Source organism: Pseudomonas sp. Irchel 3E13, from assembly GCF_900187455.1.
Classification (GTDB): domain Bacteria; phylum Pseudomonadota; class Gammaproteobacteria; order Pseudomonadales; family Pseudomonadaceae; genus Aquipseudomonas.
In genome coordinates, this window is record NZ_FYDX01000001.1 from 170,252 (window position 1) to 188,574 (window position 18,323).

Annotated in this window: 13 protein-coding genes; 8 read left to right on the forward strand and 5 right to left on the reverse strand. The window is 65.7% G+C overall.

Annotation, left to right across the window (positions count from 1 at the left end; translation table 11 throughout):
* Positions 1-40: 40 nt before the first annotated feature.
* The 3 genes from CKW37_RS00710 to CKW37_RS00720 are packed head-to-tail and all read left to right on the forward strand — an operon-like array spanning position 41 to position 2,656.
* On the forward strand, positions 41-730 hold the full coding sequence (locus tag CKW37_RS00710; RefSeq protein ID WP_095153516.1) for an N-acetyltransferase: 690 nt from the start codon (positions 41-43) through the stop codon (positions 728-730).
* Between the two features lies 1 nt (position 731).
* The gene (locus CKW37_RS00715) at positions 732-1,907 is read left to right on the forward strand and encodes a GNAT family N-acetyltransferase (protein ID WP_143501849.1); all 1,176 of its coding nucleotides are present in this window, start codon (positions 732-734) and stop codon (positions 1,905-1,907) included.
* Positions 1,889-2,656: a carbohydrate deacetylase gene (locus CKW37_RS00720; protein ID WP_095153830.1), complete on the forward strand. Its 768-nt coding sequence runs from the start codon at positions 1,889-1,891 to the stop codon at positions 2,654-2,656. The genes CKW37_RS00715 and CKW37_RS00720 overlap by 19 nt, the downstream gene beginning before the upstream one ends.
* Here CKW37_RS00720 and CKW37_RS00725 read toward each other — a convergent pair.
* Positions 2,653-2,847 carry a hypothetical protein gene (locus CKW37_RS00725; RefSeq protein WP_095153517.1) on the reverse strand — a complete coding sequence of 65 codons (195 nt, stop codon included), beginning with the start codon at positions 2,845-2,847 and terminating at the stop codon, positions 2,653-2,655. The genes CKW37_RS00720 and CKW37_RS00725 overlap by 4 nt on opposite strands.
* Positions 2,848-2,957: 110 nt before the next feature.
* Here CKW37_RS00725 and CKW37_RS00730 point away from each other — a divergent pair, with 110 nt between their 5' ends.
* Positions 2,958-7,070: a dermonecrotic toxin domain-containing protein gene (locus CKW37_RS00730; RefSeq protein WP_095153518.1), complete on the forward strand. Its 4,113-nt coding sequence runs from the start codon at positions 2,958-2,960 to the stop codon at positions 7,068-7,070.
* Positions 7,071-7,103: 33 nt separating this feature from the next.
* On the opposite strand, the gene CKW37_RS00735 is transcribed toward CKW37_RS00730, so the two are convergent.
* The gene (locus CKW37_RS00735; RefSeq protein WP_095153519.1) at positions 7,104-9,347 is read right to left on the reverse strand and encodes a bifunctional diguanylate cyclase/phosphodiesterase; all 2,244 of its coding nucleotides are present in this window, start codon (positions 9,345-9,347) and stop codon (positions 7,104-7,106) included.
* A gap of 153 nt (positions 9,348-9,500) precedes the next feature.
* Between CKW37_RS00735 and CKW37_RS00740 the strand changes: the two genes are divergently transcribed.
* The 4 genes from CKW37_RS00740 to CKW37_RS00755 all read left to right on the forward strand — a co-directional run bounded on the left by CKW37_RS00740 (position 9,501) and on the right by CKW37_RS00755 (position 13,436).
* Complete coding sequence (locus CKW37_RS00740) at positions 9,501-11,120, forward strand: NADP-dependent glyceraldehyde-3-phosphate dehydrogenase (protein WP_095153520.1); 1,620 nt, start codon at positions 9,501-9,503, stop codon at positions 11,118-11,120.
* Between the two features lie 145 nt (positions 11,121-11,265).
* The gene (locus CKW37_RS00745; RefSeq protein ID WP_095153521.1) at positions 11,266-11,727 is read left to right on the forward strand and encodes a VOC family protein; all 462 of its coding nucleotides are present in this window, start codon (positions 11,266-11,268) and stop codon (positions 11,725-11,727) included.
* 96 nt (positions 11,728-11,823) lie between these two features.
* Positions 11,824-13,020, forward strand: coding sequence for a hypothetical protein (locus tag CKW37_RS00750; RefSeq protein WP_095153522.1), 1,197 nt, complete (start codon positions 11,824-11,826; stop codon positions 13,018-13,020).
* 92 nt (positions 13,021-13,112) lie between these two features.
* Positions 13,113-13,436 (forward strand): hypothetical protein, encoded by a 324-nt coding sequence (locus CKW37_RS00755; RefSeq protein WP_095153523.1) that lies wholly within the window; start codon positions 13,113-13,115, stop codon positions 13,434-13,436.
* Between the two features lie 58 nt (positions 13,437-13,494).
* Here CKW37_RS00755 and CKW37_RS00760 read toward each other — a convergent pair whose 3' ends face one another.
* The 3 genes from CKW37_RS00760 to CKW37_RS00770 form a co-directional block, all read right to left on the reverse strand.
* Positions 13,495-14,922 (reverse strand): sigma-54 dependent transcriptional regulator, encoded by a 1,428-nt coding sequence (locus CKW37_RS00760; protein WP_095153524.1) that lies wholly within the window; start codon positions 14,920-14,922, stop codon positions 13,495-13,497.
* A complete protein-coding gene (locus CKW37_RS00765) occupies positions 14,888-16,381 on the reverse strand; it encodes a sensor histidine kinase (RefSeq protein ID WP_095153525.1) in 1,494 nt (497 codons plus the stop codon). Before CKW37_RS00765 ends, CKW37_RS00760 begins: the two co-directional genes overlap by 35 nt.
* A 329-nt stretch (positions 16,382-16,710) precedes the next feature.
* Positions 16,711-18,165: a sensor histidine kinase gene (locus CKW37_RS00770; protein WP_095153526.1), complete on the reverse strand. Its 1,455-nt coding sequence runs from the start codon at positions 18,163-18,165 to the stop codon at positions 16,711-16,713.
* Between the last annotated feature and the right edge of the window lie 158 nt (positions 18,166-18,323).

Consider the following 18,323-nt stretch of genomic DNA (forward strand, 5'->3'; position numbering starts at 1 on the left):
CGCGCTGATCCACCCGCCTTGCCCGCCCCTGGAGGCAATCATGCGTGTACTGAACCAGCTTCAAACGCACCTCAGGCACAAAGGACTGCGCTCGACCCTGAAAACCGCCTTGCACCGCTATATGTTCTACCACTGGGAACTGCTCTGGATGGAGCGCGACCTGGTCAGCCCGGTGCCGCCCCACAACCTCAAGCCCAGCAGCCCGACCCAGGCCGAAAAGATCACCCTGCAAAATATCCATGCCTTCGCGCGCTACTTCGGCGACCGCCTGGAAACCATGCGCGAGCTGCTCGCCGAAGGTCATACCGGGATCGTCCATCGCGACCCCGAAGGTCATGTGGTGGCCTTCATCTGGGGGTGCCCGCGGGACTACCACGACCACCACTACTACGGCTGCTGGTTCCCGGTGAACGCCGGTGAGTTCTTCGAGTTCGGCGGTGAACTGACCCGCGCCTACTGGGGCACCACACTGTCGGTGGACCTGCAACTGAACCTGTGGAAAGCCATGCTCAAACAGGGCTGCGACAAGGTCGTGGACGTTTGCGAAAGCCACAATATCCCGGCGCTGAAGCTGCACCTGCGCATGGGCTACGCCGAGCAGGGCCGGGTCACCCACGTCTATTGCCTGTTCGGGCGCTGGAAGTTCTTTCGCCAGAGCCGCTACGCGGGTTCGCGCCTGGCCGCGTTGCGCAAGCCGCCGGCAGTGGCGCCGTCCGTAGGGGTGGCCTGAGATGGGCCTGCGCCTGCGCTGGCTCGACTCGCTGGACGCGCCCGCCTTCCCGGCGCAGGCCTACGAACACCTGCGCCAGCGCCTGCCGCAGGCCACGCCATTCAACAGCCTCGGCTGGTTGCGGGCGGCCGCGGCGGCGCTGGAGCCGGGGCACACCTTGCAGGTGCTGCTCGGCTTCGACCGCGACCACCTGTGCCTGTGCCTGCCGCTGGTGCGCATGCCCTGGCGGGTCGGTCCGCTGACGTTCAGCGTGGTGCGCCACCTGGGCTATCCGCTGAGCGACCGCATCGGCCTGCTTATCGACCTGCCCGAGCGCGACGCGCCCCAGGTGCTGCGCGAGATCCGCCGGCACCTGCCCCACGCCCTGCTGCAACTGAGCGAAGTCACCCAGGGCGAACCCTGGTTGTTGCACTGGGGCTGGCGCAGTTCGACCCATGAACGGCGCCGCTCCTGCTCGGTGCCGGTGCACCAGCTCAGCGCCGCCGACCGCCAGGAAGTCAGCGGCGATCCGCGCTACAAGCTGCGCCGCGCGCGCAAGCGGATCGCCGCCTGTGGCGCGCAGGTCCGGCGGGTAGTGCTGGATGCAGACAATGCGGGCGACTGGCTCGGCCGCATCGCCGCCGTGGAAGACGCCAGTTGGAAAGGCGACGACGGCGTCGGCATCTTCAGCACCCCAGCCTCCCGCGCCTGGATGACCCAGGCCCTCACCGCCCTGGCCGGCGAAGGTCGCCTGCGCCTGGTGGTGCTGGAGCTGGACGGCCAGTGCATCAGCTACCGCCTCGGCCTGCTGGAACAGGGCCGGCTGTACGACTACAACCTGGCCTTTCTGCCGCACTACGCGGAACTGGGCAGCGGCCGGGTGTTGTTGCAGGCGTGGATCGACTGGGGCCTGGACGACGGCTGGCAGTGGATCGACGCCTCGCGGGTCAGCCTGGAAAACTCCAGCCACCAACTGCACGAACGCATGAGCGGCCAGGTCGAGCACCTGCGCCACAGTTTCTATAGCTGGCGCGTGTCGGGCATCGGCCTGGGCCTGGCGCTGCGCCTGTGGCGCCACTGCCGGCCGTGGCTACGCTCAAGCAAAACGAGCCCGCCGCCGCAAAAACACCCCAGCGAACACCTGCCATCCCCACGCCGTCCCGCTACAGGAGCTACGGAATGTCCTTCCAGGTCATAGTCAACGCCGATGATTTCGGCCTCAGCGAACACGTCAATGCGGTGATTTTGCGGGCCTTCAATGCCGGGCTGATCAGCTCGGCGACGGCCATGGCCAACATGCCGGCGTTTCGCGGCGCCTGTGCACTGGCCCGGCTGCCGGCGCTGCGCGGGCACATCGGCCTGCATTTCAATCTCAGCCATGGCCGACCGCTGAGTGACGCCATCCGTGAGCAGCCACTGTTCTGCAACGCCGCCGGCGAGTTCGCTTTCAGGCTGTCGCGCAACAGCCTCTGGCTCGGGCGCCGCGCCCGGCAGGCGGTGGAACAGGAACTGCTCGCGCAATGGCAGCACTGCCTGAACCTGGGCCTGCTGCCCAGCCACCTGGATTCGCACCAGCACGTCCACAACATCTGGCCGATCGGCGAGATCGTCGCCCGCTTCGCCGCCCGCGAGGGCGTGCCGGTCAGGCTGGCGCGCAACCTGGGGCGCAACATCGGCCCGGCCAAGCGCGTGTTCAAGACCTTGCTCAACCGCCGCTTGCGCCATTTGGCCGGGTCGACCGCCGATTACGTCTGCACGCCGGTCGACCTGCGCGACGGCCTCGCGCCGCGCCACGGCTTGCTGGAAGTGGTGGCGCATCCCAGTGCCTTGGGCAGCAATGATTTTGGCGACGCCTACCTGAGCGCCGGGGAATCGCTGGCGGGGTTGCTGGAACAGCAACTGCGAGCGGCGCCGCGTGTTGGCTATCGGGTGTTGGCGGAGGGCTAATCACCCTCGCCGGTCTTGGGAAAATGCCGGCAACTCTTGCGCTCGGCCATCTGCCGGTCGGTGGGGCGCTCATCGACGAAACGCGGCGGCCCATCGCTATGGATTTCCAGGAAACCCCAACGCAGGTCGGCTTCGGTCTGCCCGGGCTTGGGCGGTTCGAACCACCAGACTTCGCGGCTGATCAGGGCCATGGTCGATTTCCTCGGGTGACGGTCTGTTGCTCAAACCATAGATAACTATTTGCCACCGCTCCATTCGCGCTTCGCGGTGTGCTTGCGCTCCCTTACATGGAGCGCCCGTTATGCCACAACTACCTCACCCCGCTGCGCCCGCCGCCGACGTCCACCGGCAGCTCATCAAGGAGCGCCTGCCGGGCTGGATCCGCCACCTCAACGCCGAGCAGATCGATAGCCTGGAGTACCTCGCCGATGCCAGCGAACAGCCCTGGCTGCGCAACGCCCTGCCGACGCTGCGCGAAGCGTTCGAACAGGCGCAACGCCGGTTACACCGCTCGACCGTGGCCCTGGCCAACGCCATGCAAGACCTCAAGCCCCTCGCCGACTTCGCCACCCCTTTGCTCGAAGAGCGCCTGCACACAGCCTTTGGCCTGCAAGGCGATATGCGCCGGCTGAAACTGGTGCGTTTCAGCCGCGACTGGAACTGGATGTCGATGCAGGCCGAGCTGAACCACGAGGCGGAGCCGCTATTGCAGGCGGCGCTGCAAAACTTCCCGCGGGACCTGGAGTGGCAACCGGAAAGCGTGGCCATCGACGGCGAGTTCGTTGTCGGTTCGCACCTGGGTTACCCGCGCTATCACTACACCGGCCTGCCCTTCACCGCGCAGCAATTCGCCAGCGAATGCCATGCCCTGGACCTCGGCCAACGCTACCAGCAACACCTGGACGGCGTGCTCGGCCGGACGCAGGTCCGCGCCCTGGCAATCGAGGTGCGCAAACAACAACTGCACCTGGACCTGTTGCTCGCCCGCATCTGCTACAACCTTCGCGATGATTGCGAGCGGGTCCAGAGCCTGATCGTCGACAGCACGCCCAACATCAGCCCGCACTCGCCGCGTTGTCACCGCCTGAGCCTGTTCGGCATCGACATTCTCGACGCCGTGCTGATCTACCCGGCCCCCGACTCGACCGCCGTGATCTTGTACCTGCCCGGGGTCAAGGATGGCGCGCTGACGCGCTACCCCACTCCCGGCGCCTGCCAGCACGACCTCGCGCGACGCCTCTGCGAACCCGCGCTCCGCCAGCGCTTCATGCGTTTTATCCAGCATGACAAGGCCTACCATTTCGCCAGCGTGCTGCAACGCACGCTCACCGGACAAAGCCTGCCCGGCGATCGCGATACCTCGTGGCAGGCGGCTCCCGACGCGGACCTGCACTGGAACGAAACCGCGATTGACGGCGAACTGTTCGGCTACCTGCAAGACCGCCATCACCGGCGCCTGCTCAACGAAGCCCGGCAACTGGCGGTGCCCAGCGCCGATGCCGACGAGGCGGCGCGCCAGCAACGCCTGCGCCACTGGGAGGCGCTCGGGCTGGACCTGCTTGGCGTCGCCGCGTTCTTCATACCCGCCGCCGGGCAATTGATGACGCTGGTGTTCGTCGCGCAAGTCCTGGACACCATTTATGAAGGCGTGGAGTCCTGGCGACAGGGCGACATCGATGCCGCGCTGAACAGCATCAAGGCCGTGGCCATCGATGGGGTTACGGCGGTGGGCGGCGGCGTGCTGTTTCACTATGTCAGCCGCTTTACCGGCAAATGGATCGAGGTCATGCGCCCAGACGGCAGTCCCCGTCTGTGGAACGCCGACCTGGCGCCCTATGAAGTGCCTGCGCCGCCCGCCGATACCGTGCACAACTCGCTGGGCCAGCGGGTTGTGGACGGTCGTCCGCTGCTGCCGCTGGACGGCGCGCATTACCCGATGACCGCGCATGCCGACGGCCAGCGCTGGCAACTCGTCCACCCCGACACGCCGCGAGCCTTCCAGCCGGTCTTCGAACACAACGGCCAGGGCGCCTGGATCGGTGCCCACGAGTCGCCGCTGGACTGGCCGCGACACACGTTGCTGCGGCGCATCGGCCATCAAGTTGGCGCCTACAGCGATCAAGAGCTGGAAATCGCCAGCCGGATCAGTGGCGTCAACCGCGATGAACTCCTGGATATCTACCTGCGCGGACGCCCCACCCCCGTCAAGTTGATCGACACCTTGCAGCGCTTGCGCGGCGACGTGCCGGCCGAAGACCGTCTCGACGCCGCGCTCGACGGGCTTTACCTGCCGCGGCGGCGCTGCACGGCCAGCGACCGCCTGGCGTTATGGAGCCTGCCGCGGGAAAGCGCCTGGCCTGCCAACACCCGGCTCGAGTTGCGCGGCGGTGGCGTCACCGGTCCGTTGCTGGAGCGCGCCGGCGAACGCCACGCCAGCGACCTGCGCCTGATCCTCAAAGCCGCCGATGGCTACCGTGCCGTAGTCCGTGATCAACCCGGGGCCGTCACTGAAGACGTGTTCGAGGCGCTGGCCCAGGTCATGCCCGAGTTCAACGGCGATACCGAGGCGCTCAAGGCCCGGATGGCCGAACACGCCCTGCTGGACCGTGAAAGCACCCAGCGCTGGCTCTGGTCCGGCCACGAATACGGCTGGGCTGATGACGGCCGTCTTCTCGGCGGATCCGACCGGCCGGAGGTCTACCCGTCGTCGAGCACCCACGGCAATCCGCTGATCGCCCGCTACCGTCGGTTGTACCCGCGGGCCAGCGTCGCATCTGCGGAGATTCAACTGGATCAATGGCGGGCCGCTGACCGGCCGCCGCACCTGGAACTGCGCGCCCTGGAGCGACAGCTCGAATACCTGCGCACCACGCTGGGCCAATGGGCGGAAGACCGGCCCGCACGCAACCGGATCCACGACAGCCTGTTGTCCAACTGGCATCGCCAGTCGGACATCCCGTCGGTCCTCGACCTTTCGGCGTTGAACCTCGTCGACAGCGACTTCAGTGACTTTCCTCACCTGGCCGATGCCTTCACGCATATCACTGAGCTGAGCGTGGACAGCAACGAGCTTCAAGGCATGCCCCTCCTGCTGATCAACCAGCTACCCGCGCTACGCTGCCTATGGGCCGCGTCCATGCGCCTGCAACACATGCCCGAAGGACTCGGACCGCAATTGACCACCCTGGAAATGACCGACAACCAGATCACCTGGAGTGCGGCCTCGCAAGCCACCCTGGAACAATGCACCGGGCTGCAGGTGCTCAACATGGCCGGCAACCCGCTCGGTATCCCGCCGGATATCAGCCGGCTACCGGAGATACGCGACCTGGGGCTGTTCGACGCTGACCTGCACGAGTTCCCGGCGGGCCTTGACCGGGCGGAACACCTGGAACACGTCGAGCTGGCGGCAAACCTGATCACTGATCTGCCCGAGCCCTTGGGCATGACCCGCGCGGCGCAACTGGCCCTGAACATTGAGCAAAATCCGCTCACCCCGGCCGCGCAGGAGCGGATCCAGGCGCACTTCAGCGCAACCGGCATCGACCTGATGGTTCCGGATGTGGATTACGCGGAACTGCTGCTGGAGGCCGATGAACCGACCCTGGCGTGCTGGGAGCGGGTCAGCCGCCAACTGCCCTTGCAGTACCGCCGCGACTTGCGGGAATTGGCCGCGAGCACGCTGTTCCAGGTGGCCCCGGCCACCACCCGGCGTCGCTTCTGGGTCATGTTGCGCTGGCTGGAGACGCCCCTGGCAATGGCATCGGCGACCATGATCGATGCGCGCGCCCTGCTGGCGTTCGAGCTGGCCGCCGACCTCTGCGAAGCGGTCGCGTTTCCCGGGGAGGAGCTCAGTGCCCGGCAGCAGACCGAGCACATACTGAGCGTGGCGGTGGCCGCCATTCGCTACCAGGCGGTCAACGATGCACTGCGCCTGAAATTCCCGGTCATCACCGAGCTTGAGTTCGAGATCTTCCGCGCCCGCACGCTGCAACGGGTGGCTGTCGACATGCAGATGCGCCTCGCGCCGACACCGACCGAAACCGTCTATACCCGGCTCGGCGGCGGACGGCTGCAGTCGCTCGACGCGCAGTGGACCACGCAACTGCATGAGCAACTGCGCGAACTCGGCCCGAGCACCGTGACCGGGCGCAGCGCCCTGTGGAGCGAGCTGCCGGATGGCGAATATGCCTATTCTTTCTGGGTCAACCACCTGCGGCTGCGCTATGCCACCGACTTCGAACAGTTGCAGGAACAGGCCGATGCGCTGCTGGAAGCCGCCGAAGCCGAGATGAACGAAGGTGATTACCTGATCGAAGCCAATCGCTTGCGCCTTCAATACGAAGCCGATCAGCGGGCGCTGCTCGATGACCTGACCCGCCGCATCGCCGACGGCACCCAGACCCGCTGGTAACCCACCCCCCGGCCAGCCGCGCTGGCCGGGCACTCAATACTCCACGGCGGTAAAACGCTCTCCCGCGAGCCAGTGCTCGAACAGGTCGGCCGGCATCGGCCGACCGAGCAGGTAGCCCTGGCCATGATCGCAGCCGGCATTGCGCAGGAACTGGTACTGGGCGTGGGTCTCGATGCCTTCGGCGGTAATGCGATAGCCCAGGGCATGGCCGAGGTCGATGATCGCGCGGGTGATCGCCACATCGTTGTCGCCGTGGGGCAAGTCCTTGATGAACGCGCGGTCGATTTTCAGGTGGTTGATCGGCAACGATTTCAGGTACGCCAGCGACGAGTAGCCGGTGCCGAAGTCGTCCACCGCCGTGGCTACGCCAAGCGCCTGCAAACGCGCCAGGACATCGCAGGCATGCTGCTGGCTTTCCATCAGCAGGCTCTCGGTAATCTCCACTTCCAGCAGATTCGGGCTCAGGCCGTGGCGTTCCAGGGACTCGGTCAGGCTGCGCACATAGTCGCTGCGCTCGATCTGCAAGGCCGCGACGTTGATCGCGATCGGCCCGGGCAGCAGCTCGCGGTCGCGCCACTTGCGGACCTGCGCGCAGACCAGCTCCAGCACGTGCTCGCCCAAGGGAATGATCAGGCCGGTGCGTTCGGCCAGGGGAATGAAATCCAGCGGCGAGATCAGCCCTTTCTGCGGATCGCGCCAGCGCAACAGCGCCTCGGCGCCTTCGACCCGGCCACTGAACAGGTCAATACGCGGCTGATACCAGACCTCGAATTCGTGCTGTTCCAGCGCGCGGCGCAATGCCCGCTCCAGGGCCAGGCGTTCCTGCAGGCGCGCGGTCATGTCGCCGTGGTACAGGCGCCAGGCATTGCGCCCGCTTTCCTTGGCCGCGTACATCGCAGTGTCGGCATGGCGCAGCAGGCTTTCGGCGCTGTGCCCGTGCTCCGGGCCCAGGGCGATGCCGATGCTGCCGGTGACCAGCGCGGCGTTGCCCTTGAGGTCGAACGGCTGCTGCAAGGCACGCAGCAGGCCATCCACCACCTGGCAGGCCTGCTGGGGCGTGCTGATGCGGGTGAGGATGAAGGCGAACTCGTCGCCGCCGAGGCGGCAGACGGTGTCTTCGGCGCCAACCCCGTCTTTCAGACGCTGCGCCGCCTGCGCCAGCAACAGGTCGCCGAGGGCATGGCCGAGGCTGTCGTTCACCAGCTTGAAGCCGTCGATGTCCAGCACCAGCACCGCCAGTTGCACCTTCGGCGCGGCCAGCGCCTGTTGCAGGCGGCGCTGGAACAGCACGCGATTGGGCAGGCCGGTGACCGCGTCGAAATGCGCCAGGTGCTCGAGTTGCGCCTGGGAATGCTTGAGCTCGCCGTTGCGCAGGTTGATCAGGCGATTGCTGCGGTTCAACTGGGCGACGAACAGGCTGAACAGCCCGGTGGTGGCCAAGGCGAACAGAAACAGCGGCGAGCTGAACAGGCTCATCGACGACCCGCCTTCCCGCGGCGTCGCCGCCAGTTGCCAGATGCCACCGGGCACATCGACGTTGAGCGTCACCGACGGCTGCTTGAACATCGCCGGCTCGCCCCAGATCATCGCCCCGGCCGCGCCTTCGCCGTCACCGCCACGCAACGCCAGGTGGAAGTTGGCGTCCTCGCCGACCCCGGCCGCGCGCAGCAGGCTGTCGATGTCCGCCACCACCGAGACATTGCCCCAATACAGGCGCACGCCCTTGTGCCCCTTGAGGAAAACCGGACGCCGGTAGATCAGCGCCCGCCCACCCTGATAGAGCTGCACCGGGCCCGCGAGCACCGGCTCGGCGCTGTCGCGCGCGCGCTGCACCAGCGGGTATTGCGCCGGCAGCGTGCGGTAATTCAGGCCGAGGATGCTTGCGTTGTTGTGCAGCGGGTAGACATCGGCGATGACGTCGTTGGGCGCCAGCGAGACGTGGCGGATATAGCGCACCGACTCCATGGCCTGGCGCGCCATGTCATGGAAATGCGCGGCAGAAATATCGCCGTCGGCACTGAGCAACTGTGCTATGCCTTCAGTCTCGCCAAACGCCGAGCGCATCTGCGCCTCCAGTCCGGCGCGGATGCCAGACAGGCGCATGCTTGCCGTCGCGATCATTTCGCTTTCCTGGCGCTGCATGTCCAGGCGGCCAAGGGCCACGGACAGTCCGATGCCAATCACGGCAAAACCGATGGGAAGCAGGCGGTAAGCGGTGGAACGCACGCTGGTGGGTAGGCTGCGGGGGGCTTCGAGGGCGAAAATTCTTATAGTCATACGCCGAGCTGCTGGCATCGAATTACTCGGGTTATCGGCGGACGAACGGCAATGTTGAGGCGGGCTGGCTTTTTTTTGCGGCGCGGGTTTATTCTCGACTGAAACGTTTCATCTATCTGTTTCACCATTCGAAGAACAAAGAGGTGTCGTGCCATGGATCGTCTGCTGGATACGCTGTTTCCCACTGCCGAGGAGATTCCCGAGGCGTACCGCCTGGGTGAGCCGCTGGAGCAGCGCGATTACCTGGTCAACGGCGAATTGCGCCGCTGGGACGGCCCGCTGGCCACGGTGCGCAGCCCGGTGTGGCTGCGCGAAGGCGATGAAGAGCACCAGGTGCTGCTGGGCAGCGCGCCGCTGCTCGATGCCGACACCGCCCTCACCGCCCTGGACGCCGCCGTGCATGCCTACGACAAAGGCCGCGGCGCCTGGCCGACGATGCGCGTGGCCGAGCGCATCCGCCATGTCGAAGGGTTCCTCGGACGCATGCGCTTGCAACGCGAGGCGGTGATCAAGCTGCTGATGTGGGAAATCGGCAAGAACCTCAAGGACGCCGAAAAAGAATTCGACCGCACCTGCGATTACATCGTCGACACCATCGGCGCGCTCAAGGAACTGGACCGCCGCTCCAGCCGCTTCGAACTGGAACAGGACACCCTCGGCCAGATCCGCCGCACCCCGCTGGGCGTGGCGCTGTGCATGGGCCCTTACAACTATCCGCTGAACGAGACCTTCACCACCCTGATCCCGGCACTGATCATGGGCAACACCGTGGTGTTCAAACCGGCCAAGTTCGGCGTCCTGCTGATCCGGCCGCTGCTCGAAGCCTTCCGCGACAGCTTCCCGGCCGGGGTGATCAACGTCATCTATGGCCGTGGCCGCGAGACCGTCAGCGCGCTGATGGCCAGCGGCAAGATCGACGTGTTCGCCTTCATCGGCACCAACAAGGCCGCCAGCGACCTGAAAAAACTCCACCCGCGCCCGCACCGCCTGCGCGCCGCCCTCGGCCTGGACGCGAAGAACCCGGGCATCGTCTTGCCCGACGCCGACCTCGACAACGCGGTCAGCGAGTCCATTACCGGCGCACTGTCGTTCAACGGCCAGCGCTGCACCGCGCTGAAGATCCTCTTCGTCCACGAACACGTAGTGGACAGCTTCCTGGAAAAATTCCAGGCCAAACTCGCCGCCCTCAAGCCCGGCATGCCCTGGACCCCGGGCGTGGCACTGACGCCGCTGCCGGAGCCGGGCAAGATCGATTACCTCAATGGCCTGGTCAGCGACGCCGTCAGCCAGGGCGCGCAGGTGCTCAACCCCGGTGGCGGGCAGAGCCGTGGTTCGTTCTTCTATCCGGCGCTGCTCTACCCGGTGAACCCGGCGATGCGCGTCTACCACGAAGAGCAGTTTGGCCCGGTGGTGCCCGTGGTGCCGTATAGCGACCTGCAAACGGTGGTGGACTACGTGCTCGATTCGGACTTCGGCCAGCAACTGAGCCTGTTCGGCAATGACCCGGAAGCGATCGGCCGGCTGGTGGACACCTTCGCCAACCAGGTCGGGCGGATCAACATCAACGCCCAATGCCAGCGCAGCCCCGACACGTTCCCGTTCAATGGCCGCAAGAACTCCGCCGAAGGCACGCTCTCGGTGCATGACGCGCTGCGGGTGTTTTCCATCCGCACGCTGGTGGCCACGCGCTTCCAGGACAGCAACAAGCAGTTGATCAGCGAGATCATCCGCAACCGCCAGTCGAGCTTCCTGACCACCGATTACATCTTCTGAAGACCGTTCGGCGCGTCGCATGCCATCCGTCCCGCGCAAGCGGCGACGGATTTGCGCTTTTGCCATTCCTGTACAAACATACAGCGATACGCCCGGGCATCGTGCCCGGGTGCTCCGTTGGCATTGGCTACAGGAGGAACACGCAATGACCGCAAAACCCATTCCCGAAGGTGCCCACAGCATCACGCCGTATCTGGGCATCAAGGACGCGCATAAAGCCATCGATTTCTACAAGGCCGCCTTCGGCGCCGTCGAGATGTTCCGTCTCGAAGGCCCGGACGGCCGCATCGGCCACGCAGAGCTGAAGATCGGCGACTCGTCGATCATGCTCGCCGAGCCCTGCGACCAGGCCGCACTGGTCAGCAGCCAGTCGCAACCCGGTGTTTCCGTGGGGCTGCACCTCTACGTCGAAGACGTCGACGCCCGTTACGCCCAGGCGATCAAGGCCGGGGCCACCGAGGTCAATCCGGTGCAGGACCAGTTTTACGGCGACCGTAGTGGCACCTTGAAGGATCCGTTCGGTAACCTGTGGTTCATTTCCACCCACAAGGAAGACCTCTCGGTGGAAGAAATCCGGGCCCGGGCAGCCAAGTTGTTTGGTGGCTGATCGCCGGCTTTTTGATAGTGTGCCGGGACCGCTTCAGCGGCCCATCGCGACGGTTCGGCGCGATGGGCTGCAAAGCAGTCCCTCATGGAATGGGCAATGCGAATAATCGAAAAAAGCGCCACCCTGGTGCGCACCCTCACTCCCGCTGAAGACGATCTTCTGCGCGGTTTCAACCGCGGCACCCTGGAAGGCCCGCGCCTGTTGCAGGCCAACCAGTTGCTGATTAAGGTCCGCGCCGCCGGTCACTGGCTGGCCTGTGACTGTCAGGCCAAAGCCATGCCGGTGCTCAATGTCACTCTCAACAGCCACACCGGCACGCTGTTCCTGAAGAACAACCCCGGCACCGCCGAGCACGCCGCTGACTGCCCGTTCAGCAAGGACGAGCGCGAAGCCGGCGACACCGACGCCCAGGACACCCCGCCCGCCGCCTGGCTGGCGCCGGACACGCCGCTGCGGCTGATTGGCGATTTTCGCCGCGCTGGCAGCGATGAGTCCACAAGCGCCGGTGCCGGCGCGGGCGACAAGCGCGAACAGCACCGCCTGCTGTCGCTGCTGCTGACCCTGATCGAGGCCAGCGGCCTGAACGTCTACGCCACCCACCTGAAAAAGGACCTCACCGGCCAGTTTGCCGAGCTGCGCGGTGTGGCCGGGCGTTACCCGCTGATCGAGCGGGTGCCGGCCAGCAACTACCTGGAAACCCGCCTCGACATGAAGCACATGATGATGCTCAAGGCGCGCCTGCGGGAATCCACGGTGTTCGGCAACCATCGCCGCCACGGCCTGTTGCTGGACTGCGTCAGCCAGATCAAGGCGCGCAAGGTCTACACCGAACGCAGCGAGGACGGCTTCGACTTCCAGGGCCACCACCTGCTCTGGGGCGGCAGCCGCACGCCCGGGCCGTTGCTGGCCCTGGCGATCTACTCGCCGGCCAGCGCCGGCAGCCATTTCTACGAACTGATCCATGTCGCCAGCGTGCCGGTGCTGTCCCGCGGCCATCTGTTCCCGGTGTACCGCGATGAAGAGCGCGAGCCGCTGAAAATGCTCGTCTCGCTGATCGACTGGATGGCCAGCAAGGGTGTGCGGGTGATCATGCGCAGGCCGGTGATCGGCGGCCAGGTAATGGACGAACTGCTGCTCAGTTCCGACCAGGACCGGGTGCTCTCGGTGTCCCTGACCGAACAGCCGCTGGGGCCGGAGCCGGAGGTGGAGAATTTCCGCCGCTATGCCGACTTCAAGAGCCTCGAAACCTTCCGCAAATACGTGGCGGGCTTTTTCATGCGCGGGCGCGAGTAAGCGCCGCTGGTCGCCGCGGGGAGTATCCGGATCGCACCCTCATGCGAGGGCACGGCCCAATACCAGGTATACCCGCGAAAAGGAGTTTGACCATGAAGCGTTCTGCCTTTGCCGTACTGCTGTTCAGCGCCCTGCTCGGCACCCATGCCCTGGCCGACAACGGGCCGACCAATCCCAATCCGCCGTCCTCTGGCGCCGGCGCCAACGCCACTGACGTGCCAATGCCCAACGGCACCGACCCGCGCACCCAGGGCAGCGACCCGGGACGCCAGGGTGGCGCGACCACCGACGGCACCGACCGCAGCAAACCCAACGCCATCGACGGCACCGGCGCGGAAAACGGTGTGGGCAAAGGCGGGATCAACGGGACCGGTGGCAGCAATACCGGTGGCGGTGGGTCCGGTAGCGGGCAGTGAGGGTCCGGTTCTTCGGTAGCAGCGAGCTTGCTCGCGAAAGCCGCGAAACCGGCTCACCTCACCACTGCCGCTTATCCGGCCGGGTCAGCCCCAGTTTTTCGATCCGGTAACGCAACATGTCCCGGCTCAACCCCAGCAGCCGCGCCGACTTGGTGACATTCCAGTCGGTGCGGTCGAGCATCTTGCGCACCATGTCACGCTCCACTTCCGGCAGGTTCATCGACTCCAGCGGATCCGCCGGCGGCCGCGCAGTGAAGGTCGGCGCCGTGGGCATCGCCAGCGATTCTTCCACCAGGCTCGGGCACACATTCAGTTGCTGCGGGCCAATCACCTCGCTACCCGTCAGCAACACCGTCTGCTCCAGCATATTGCGCAGCTCGCGCACGTTCCCCGGCCAGCCGTAACTGAGCATCAGGTCCTCGGCTTCCGCACTGAAGCGCAACGGCCCCTTGCCGTAGCGCTTGGCGTGCTGGGCGAGGAAATGCCGGGCCAGAATCAGGATGTCTTCGCCACGGTCATACAGCCGCGGCACCTTGATCGAGATGATCCGCAGGCGAAAGAACAGGTCACGGCGGAACTTGCCCTGCTGCACCATCTGCTCCAGGTTGCAGTTGGTGGCGCTGATGATCCGCAGGTTGACCTTGCGCTCCTTGACCGCACCGATACGGCGGATGGTGCGGTCTTCCAGCAGTTTCAGCAGCTTGGCTTGCAACAGCAGGTCCATTTCGCCGATCTCGTCGAGAAACAGGGTGCCACCATCCGCCGCTTCGACCAGGCCGACCCGGCGCTCGCGCGCGTCGGTAAAGGCGCCTTTCTCATGGCCGAACAGTTCGGCTTCGAGCAGGTTGGCCGGAATCGAGGCGCAGTTGAATTCGATGAACGGCCCCTTGCTGCGCGGCCCGTCGAAGTGCAGGGCGCGAGCCACCAGTTCCTTGCCGGTGCCAGTTTCGCCTTCCACCAACACGGGCGGCAGGTCGCCGCCGGTCATGCGCTGTTCGGCATCGAGCAACTGCCGCACGGTGTGCTTGAGCCCGAGCATCGTCGGCGATTCGCCGATCAACGCCTGGATTCCCGATTTCGACGCCTCGCGCTCCTGATAGAACGACAGGGTTCGCTCCATCCGTTCGGTGGCCAGGGCCTTGTCCAGCATCAGTTTGAGTTCGGCCAGGGCCACCGGCTTGGTCAGGTAGTGGAAGGCGCCCTCCTTCATCGCCGCCACCGCGTCTTCGACGTTGCCGTAGCCGGTCATCATGATGACTTTCAGCTCCGGGGCCTGGGCGACCAGGGTGCGCAGCAACTCGTGGCCGTTCATCCCCGGCAGCGAGTTGTCGGTCAGCACCGCGTCGGGCTGGATATGCTGCAAACGCTCCAGAGCGTCTTCGGCGCTGTGGCAAACGGTCACCTCGAACTGCTTGCGCTCAAGGTAGGTCTGGATGTTCTGCGCAAGGAGTTCATCGTCCTCGACCAGCAGGATGCTGTGTTCCATGGTCCCCTCCGGCAACATTGAAAATCAGGCTGACACGGGTTCCTTCCTCCTCACGGCTGGTCAGGCTGACCGAACCACCGAATCGTTCCATGATGCGTTTGACCAGTACCAGGCCGACCCCGAGGCCGCCCTGCTTGGTGGTGAAAAACGGCTTGAAGACCATCCGCTCCTGTTGCTGGCTCATGCCCTTGCCGCTGTCGCTCACGACCATTTGCCACTGCCGCCCGCCCTGCTCCGGGCTCACTTCAATACCCAGCCGACCGCCCTTGGGCATGGCTTCCAGGGCGTTGGCGAACAGGCTGTTGAGGATCTGCGTCAGCAGCATCGGCTGGATCGACACGCTGGCGGCGGCGGGCGTGTCGACCCGCACCTCGACCCGCGAACGCTCGATCTGCCCGGCGAAACTGACCAGGGCATCGTCGATGGCGCCCAACAGGTCCACTGCCTCGGCCTCGTCGCTGGCCGGGCGCAGCGACACCAGCAACTCGCGCACCCAGCGCGACATGCGATCGACCTGGCCGATGATGTCGGCGATGTTCTTCTGCGCCGGCTCGCTGGCAACCTCGTGGGCCAGTTCGGCGCTGGAACGGATGGTCGCCAGCGGGTTGCGCAGGCTGTGGGCCACCGCCGAGGACATTTCGCCGAGCGCGGCGAAGGTCTCGCTGATCACCAGCCGGCGTTGCTGCGACGCGAGCATGGCGGCGCCGCGACGGACGATCCAGAACAGCCCGAGGTAGATCAGCACGCCACCGATGATGCTGCTGCTCCAGATCAGCACATAGCCGCGCTGGATCCGCCGCACCAGATCCTGCGGCTCCTTGTACACCTCGACCATCGACACCACCTGGGTGCCCGAGGCGTCGAACATCGGGATGTAGTTTTCGATGAACAGGTAGCGCGGCTCGCGCTCGAACTGCTGTTCCTCGCGCTCCTCGGCGGCCTTGTGGTAGCTGGCCGAGACCGGCGTGCGCGAGGCGAAGGATTCATCGAGGTCATCATCGCCCTCGATCTTGCGGCCGATCAGTTGCGGATTGGTCGACCAGACGATGGTCCGGTCCAGCGCGTAGACATTCGCCAGCAGCGTGTCCGGCAGGTGCTCGACATGATCGAGGAACTCGATCCGCGCATCCGCCACCACCGAAGCCTCCAGGCCCGGGTGCAGGGCGTCCAGTCGCGGGTCGAGCAACTCGCCCATGGTCACGCTCGCGGGGATGCGCGCATGGCGCACCTCGGCCTGGGCCATGGCCTGGATGAACTGGGCGGTGAGCATCGCGTCGCGCTCGACGCTGTCGTTGACCACGAAGCGGGTGGAGACATAGCCCAGCGCGGCGGCCACCGAAGCGATGATCAACAGGCTGACCAGGGAAAACCAGCGCAGCAGATTGAACGGCTGCTGATTCCGGGCAAGGCGTGCATCGGGCTGGCCGGAAACGGCCGCGTCATCGCTGTTCAGCACCATCGGACCGCTTCCTCGCAGGATGCCCGTGTCAGGAACTTATAGCCCAGCCCGTCCGTGGCGTGAGTCAGCCGTGCCGCCTGTGCGACGCACGGTGATGCCATTTCGCCTTTCCGCCCCCCTCCGCCCCCCATTCCCTGAACCCCTGAACCCCTGAACCCCTGAACCCCTGAACCCCTGAACCCCTGAATCCCTGAATCCCTGAATCCCTGAATCCCTGAATCCCTGAACCCCTGAACCCCCGAACCCCCGAATCCCGTAGGAGCGAGCTTGCTCGCGATGGGGCCGGTGGGGTCATCGCGAGCAAGGGGTTCAGGGACAAGCCTCAAAAATCACGCCTTCACCCGCCGCAACGCCACCGTCACCCACGTGCCCTGCCCCTCGCGGCTGCCCAGCTTCACCGTTCCGCCAAAGCGCTCGACAATCCGCCGCACCAGCACCAACCCCACCCCCAGCCCACCGCGCTTGGTGGTGAAGAACGGCTTGAAGGCCATCCTCAATTGCTGGCTGCTCATGCCCTTGCCGGTATCGGCCAGACGGATGCTTACCAAGCGCCGCGTGCGGGCCTGCACCCGCACGCTGAACCGCCCGCCCTCGGGCATGGCTTCCAGTGCGTTGCTGATCAAGCTGTTGAACACCTGCGCCAGCATCACCGGCTGGCCCAGCACGCGAATGCCGGCCAGGTCGTCCAGTTCCACCTCGACCCGCGCCCGGATGATCTGCGCGGCATGCGCCTGCACGCAGTCGCGCACAATGCCGTCCAGCGCCACCGGCTCGGCCTCGTCGCTGAGCGGGCGCAGCGATTGCAGCAGTTCGCGGACCCAGTGCGACATGCGATCGACCTGGCCAATGATGTCATCGATATTTTTCCGCGCCGCGCCGTCATCGAATTCCTGGGCCAGCTCGGCGCTGGAGCGGATGCTCGCCAGCGGGTTGCGCAGGCTGTGGGCCACCGCCGAGGACATCTCGCCCAGCGCGACGTAGGTTTCGTTGTTCACCAGTTGCTTGTGCTGCGCCGCCAGCACCCTGGCCGCACGCCGCACGATCAGGAACAGCCCGCAGTAAACCACCGTGGCCCCCAGCGCGGTGCCGAGCCAGAGCAGCAGCAAACCACGCTCGATCCGCGCGATCAGGTCGCGGGGCTCCTTGTAGATTTCCACCATGGCGGTGACCTGCTCGCCGCTGGTGTCGAACAAGGGGATGTAGTTTTCGATGAACAGGCGCTGCGGCGGCACCAGGAATTTCTGTTCGGAACGGGCGTCGTCGATGTCGTGGTAGCTGGCCGAGACGCGCATCTTGTAGTCGAAGGCCCGCTCCAGGTCGTCATCGGACTCGATCATGCGCCCCACCAGCGCCGGGTTGCTGGACCAGATCACCATGCGGTCCGGCGCGTAGATATTGGCCAGGAGCATGTCCGGCAGGTGGGCGATATGGTCGAGGAATTCCCAGCGGGCCATCTGCCGGACCTGCGCCGGGACGTCGCTGAACGAGGCGTCCAGCCGCGGATCAAGCAGTTCGCCCATGGTGCGGATGTTCGGCACCGCGACGTGGCGCACCTCCGCCTCGGCGATGGATTGGATGAACTGCGCGGTAAGCAACGCGTCGCGCTCGACGCTCTCGTTGATGATGAAGCGGCTGGACACCAGCCCGAGGCCGATCGCCACGCTGAGAATCACCGCCAGGCTCACCACCGCGTACCAGCGCAGCAGGTTGAATGCCGGGCGCTCGCCTTCGCCGTCGAGGGCGGCAGTTTCCAGCGATTGGGCGGCAGGCGGCTGCAGGGTCATGGCGAATCCCCGGGCGGATGCCTTTAGGTATAGCGCAATGCCATGAATGCGGAATCTGCCCCACGCCACATTCCCCAATGCTGGGGCCAGTGCCCCGCCAGACGGCAGTGGGGAAAACCGGGGAAATCCGCTGCAGGCCAAGCCTGGCAAGGCTTTCG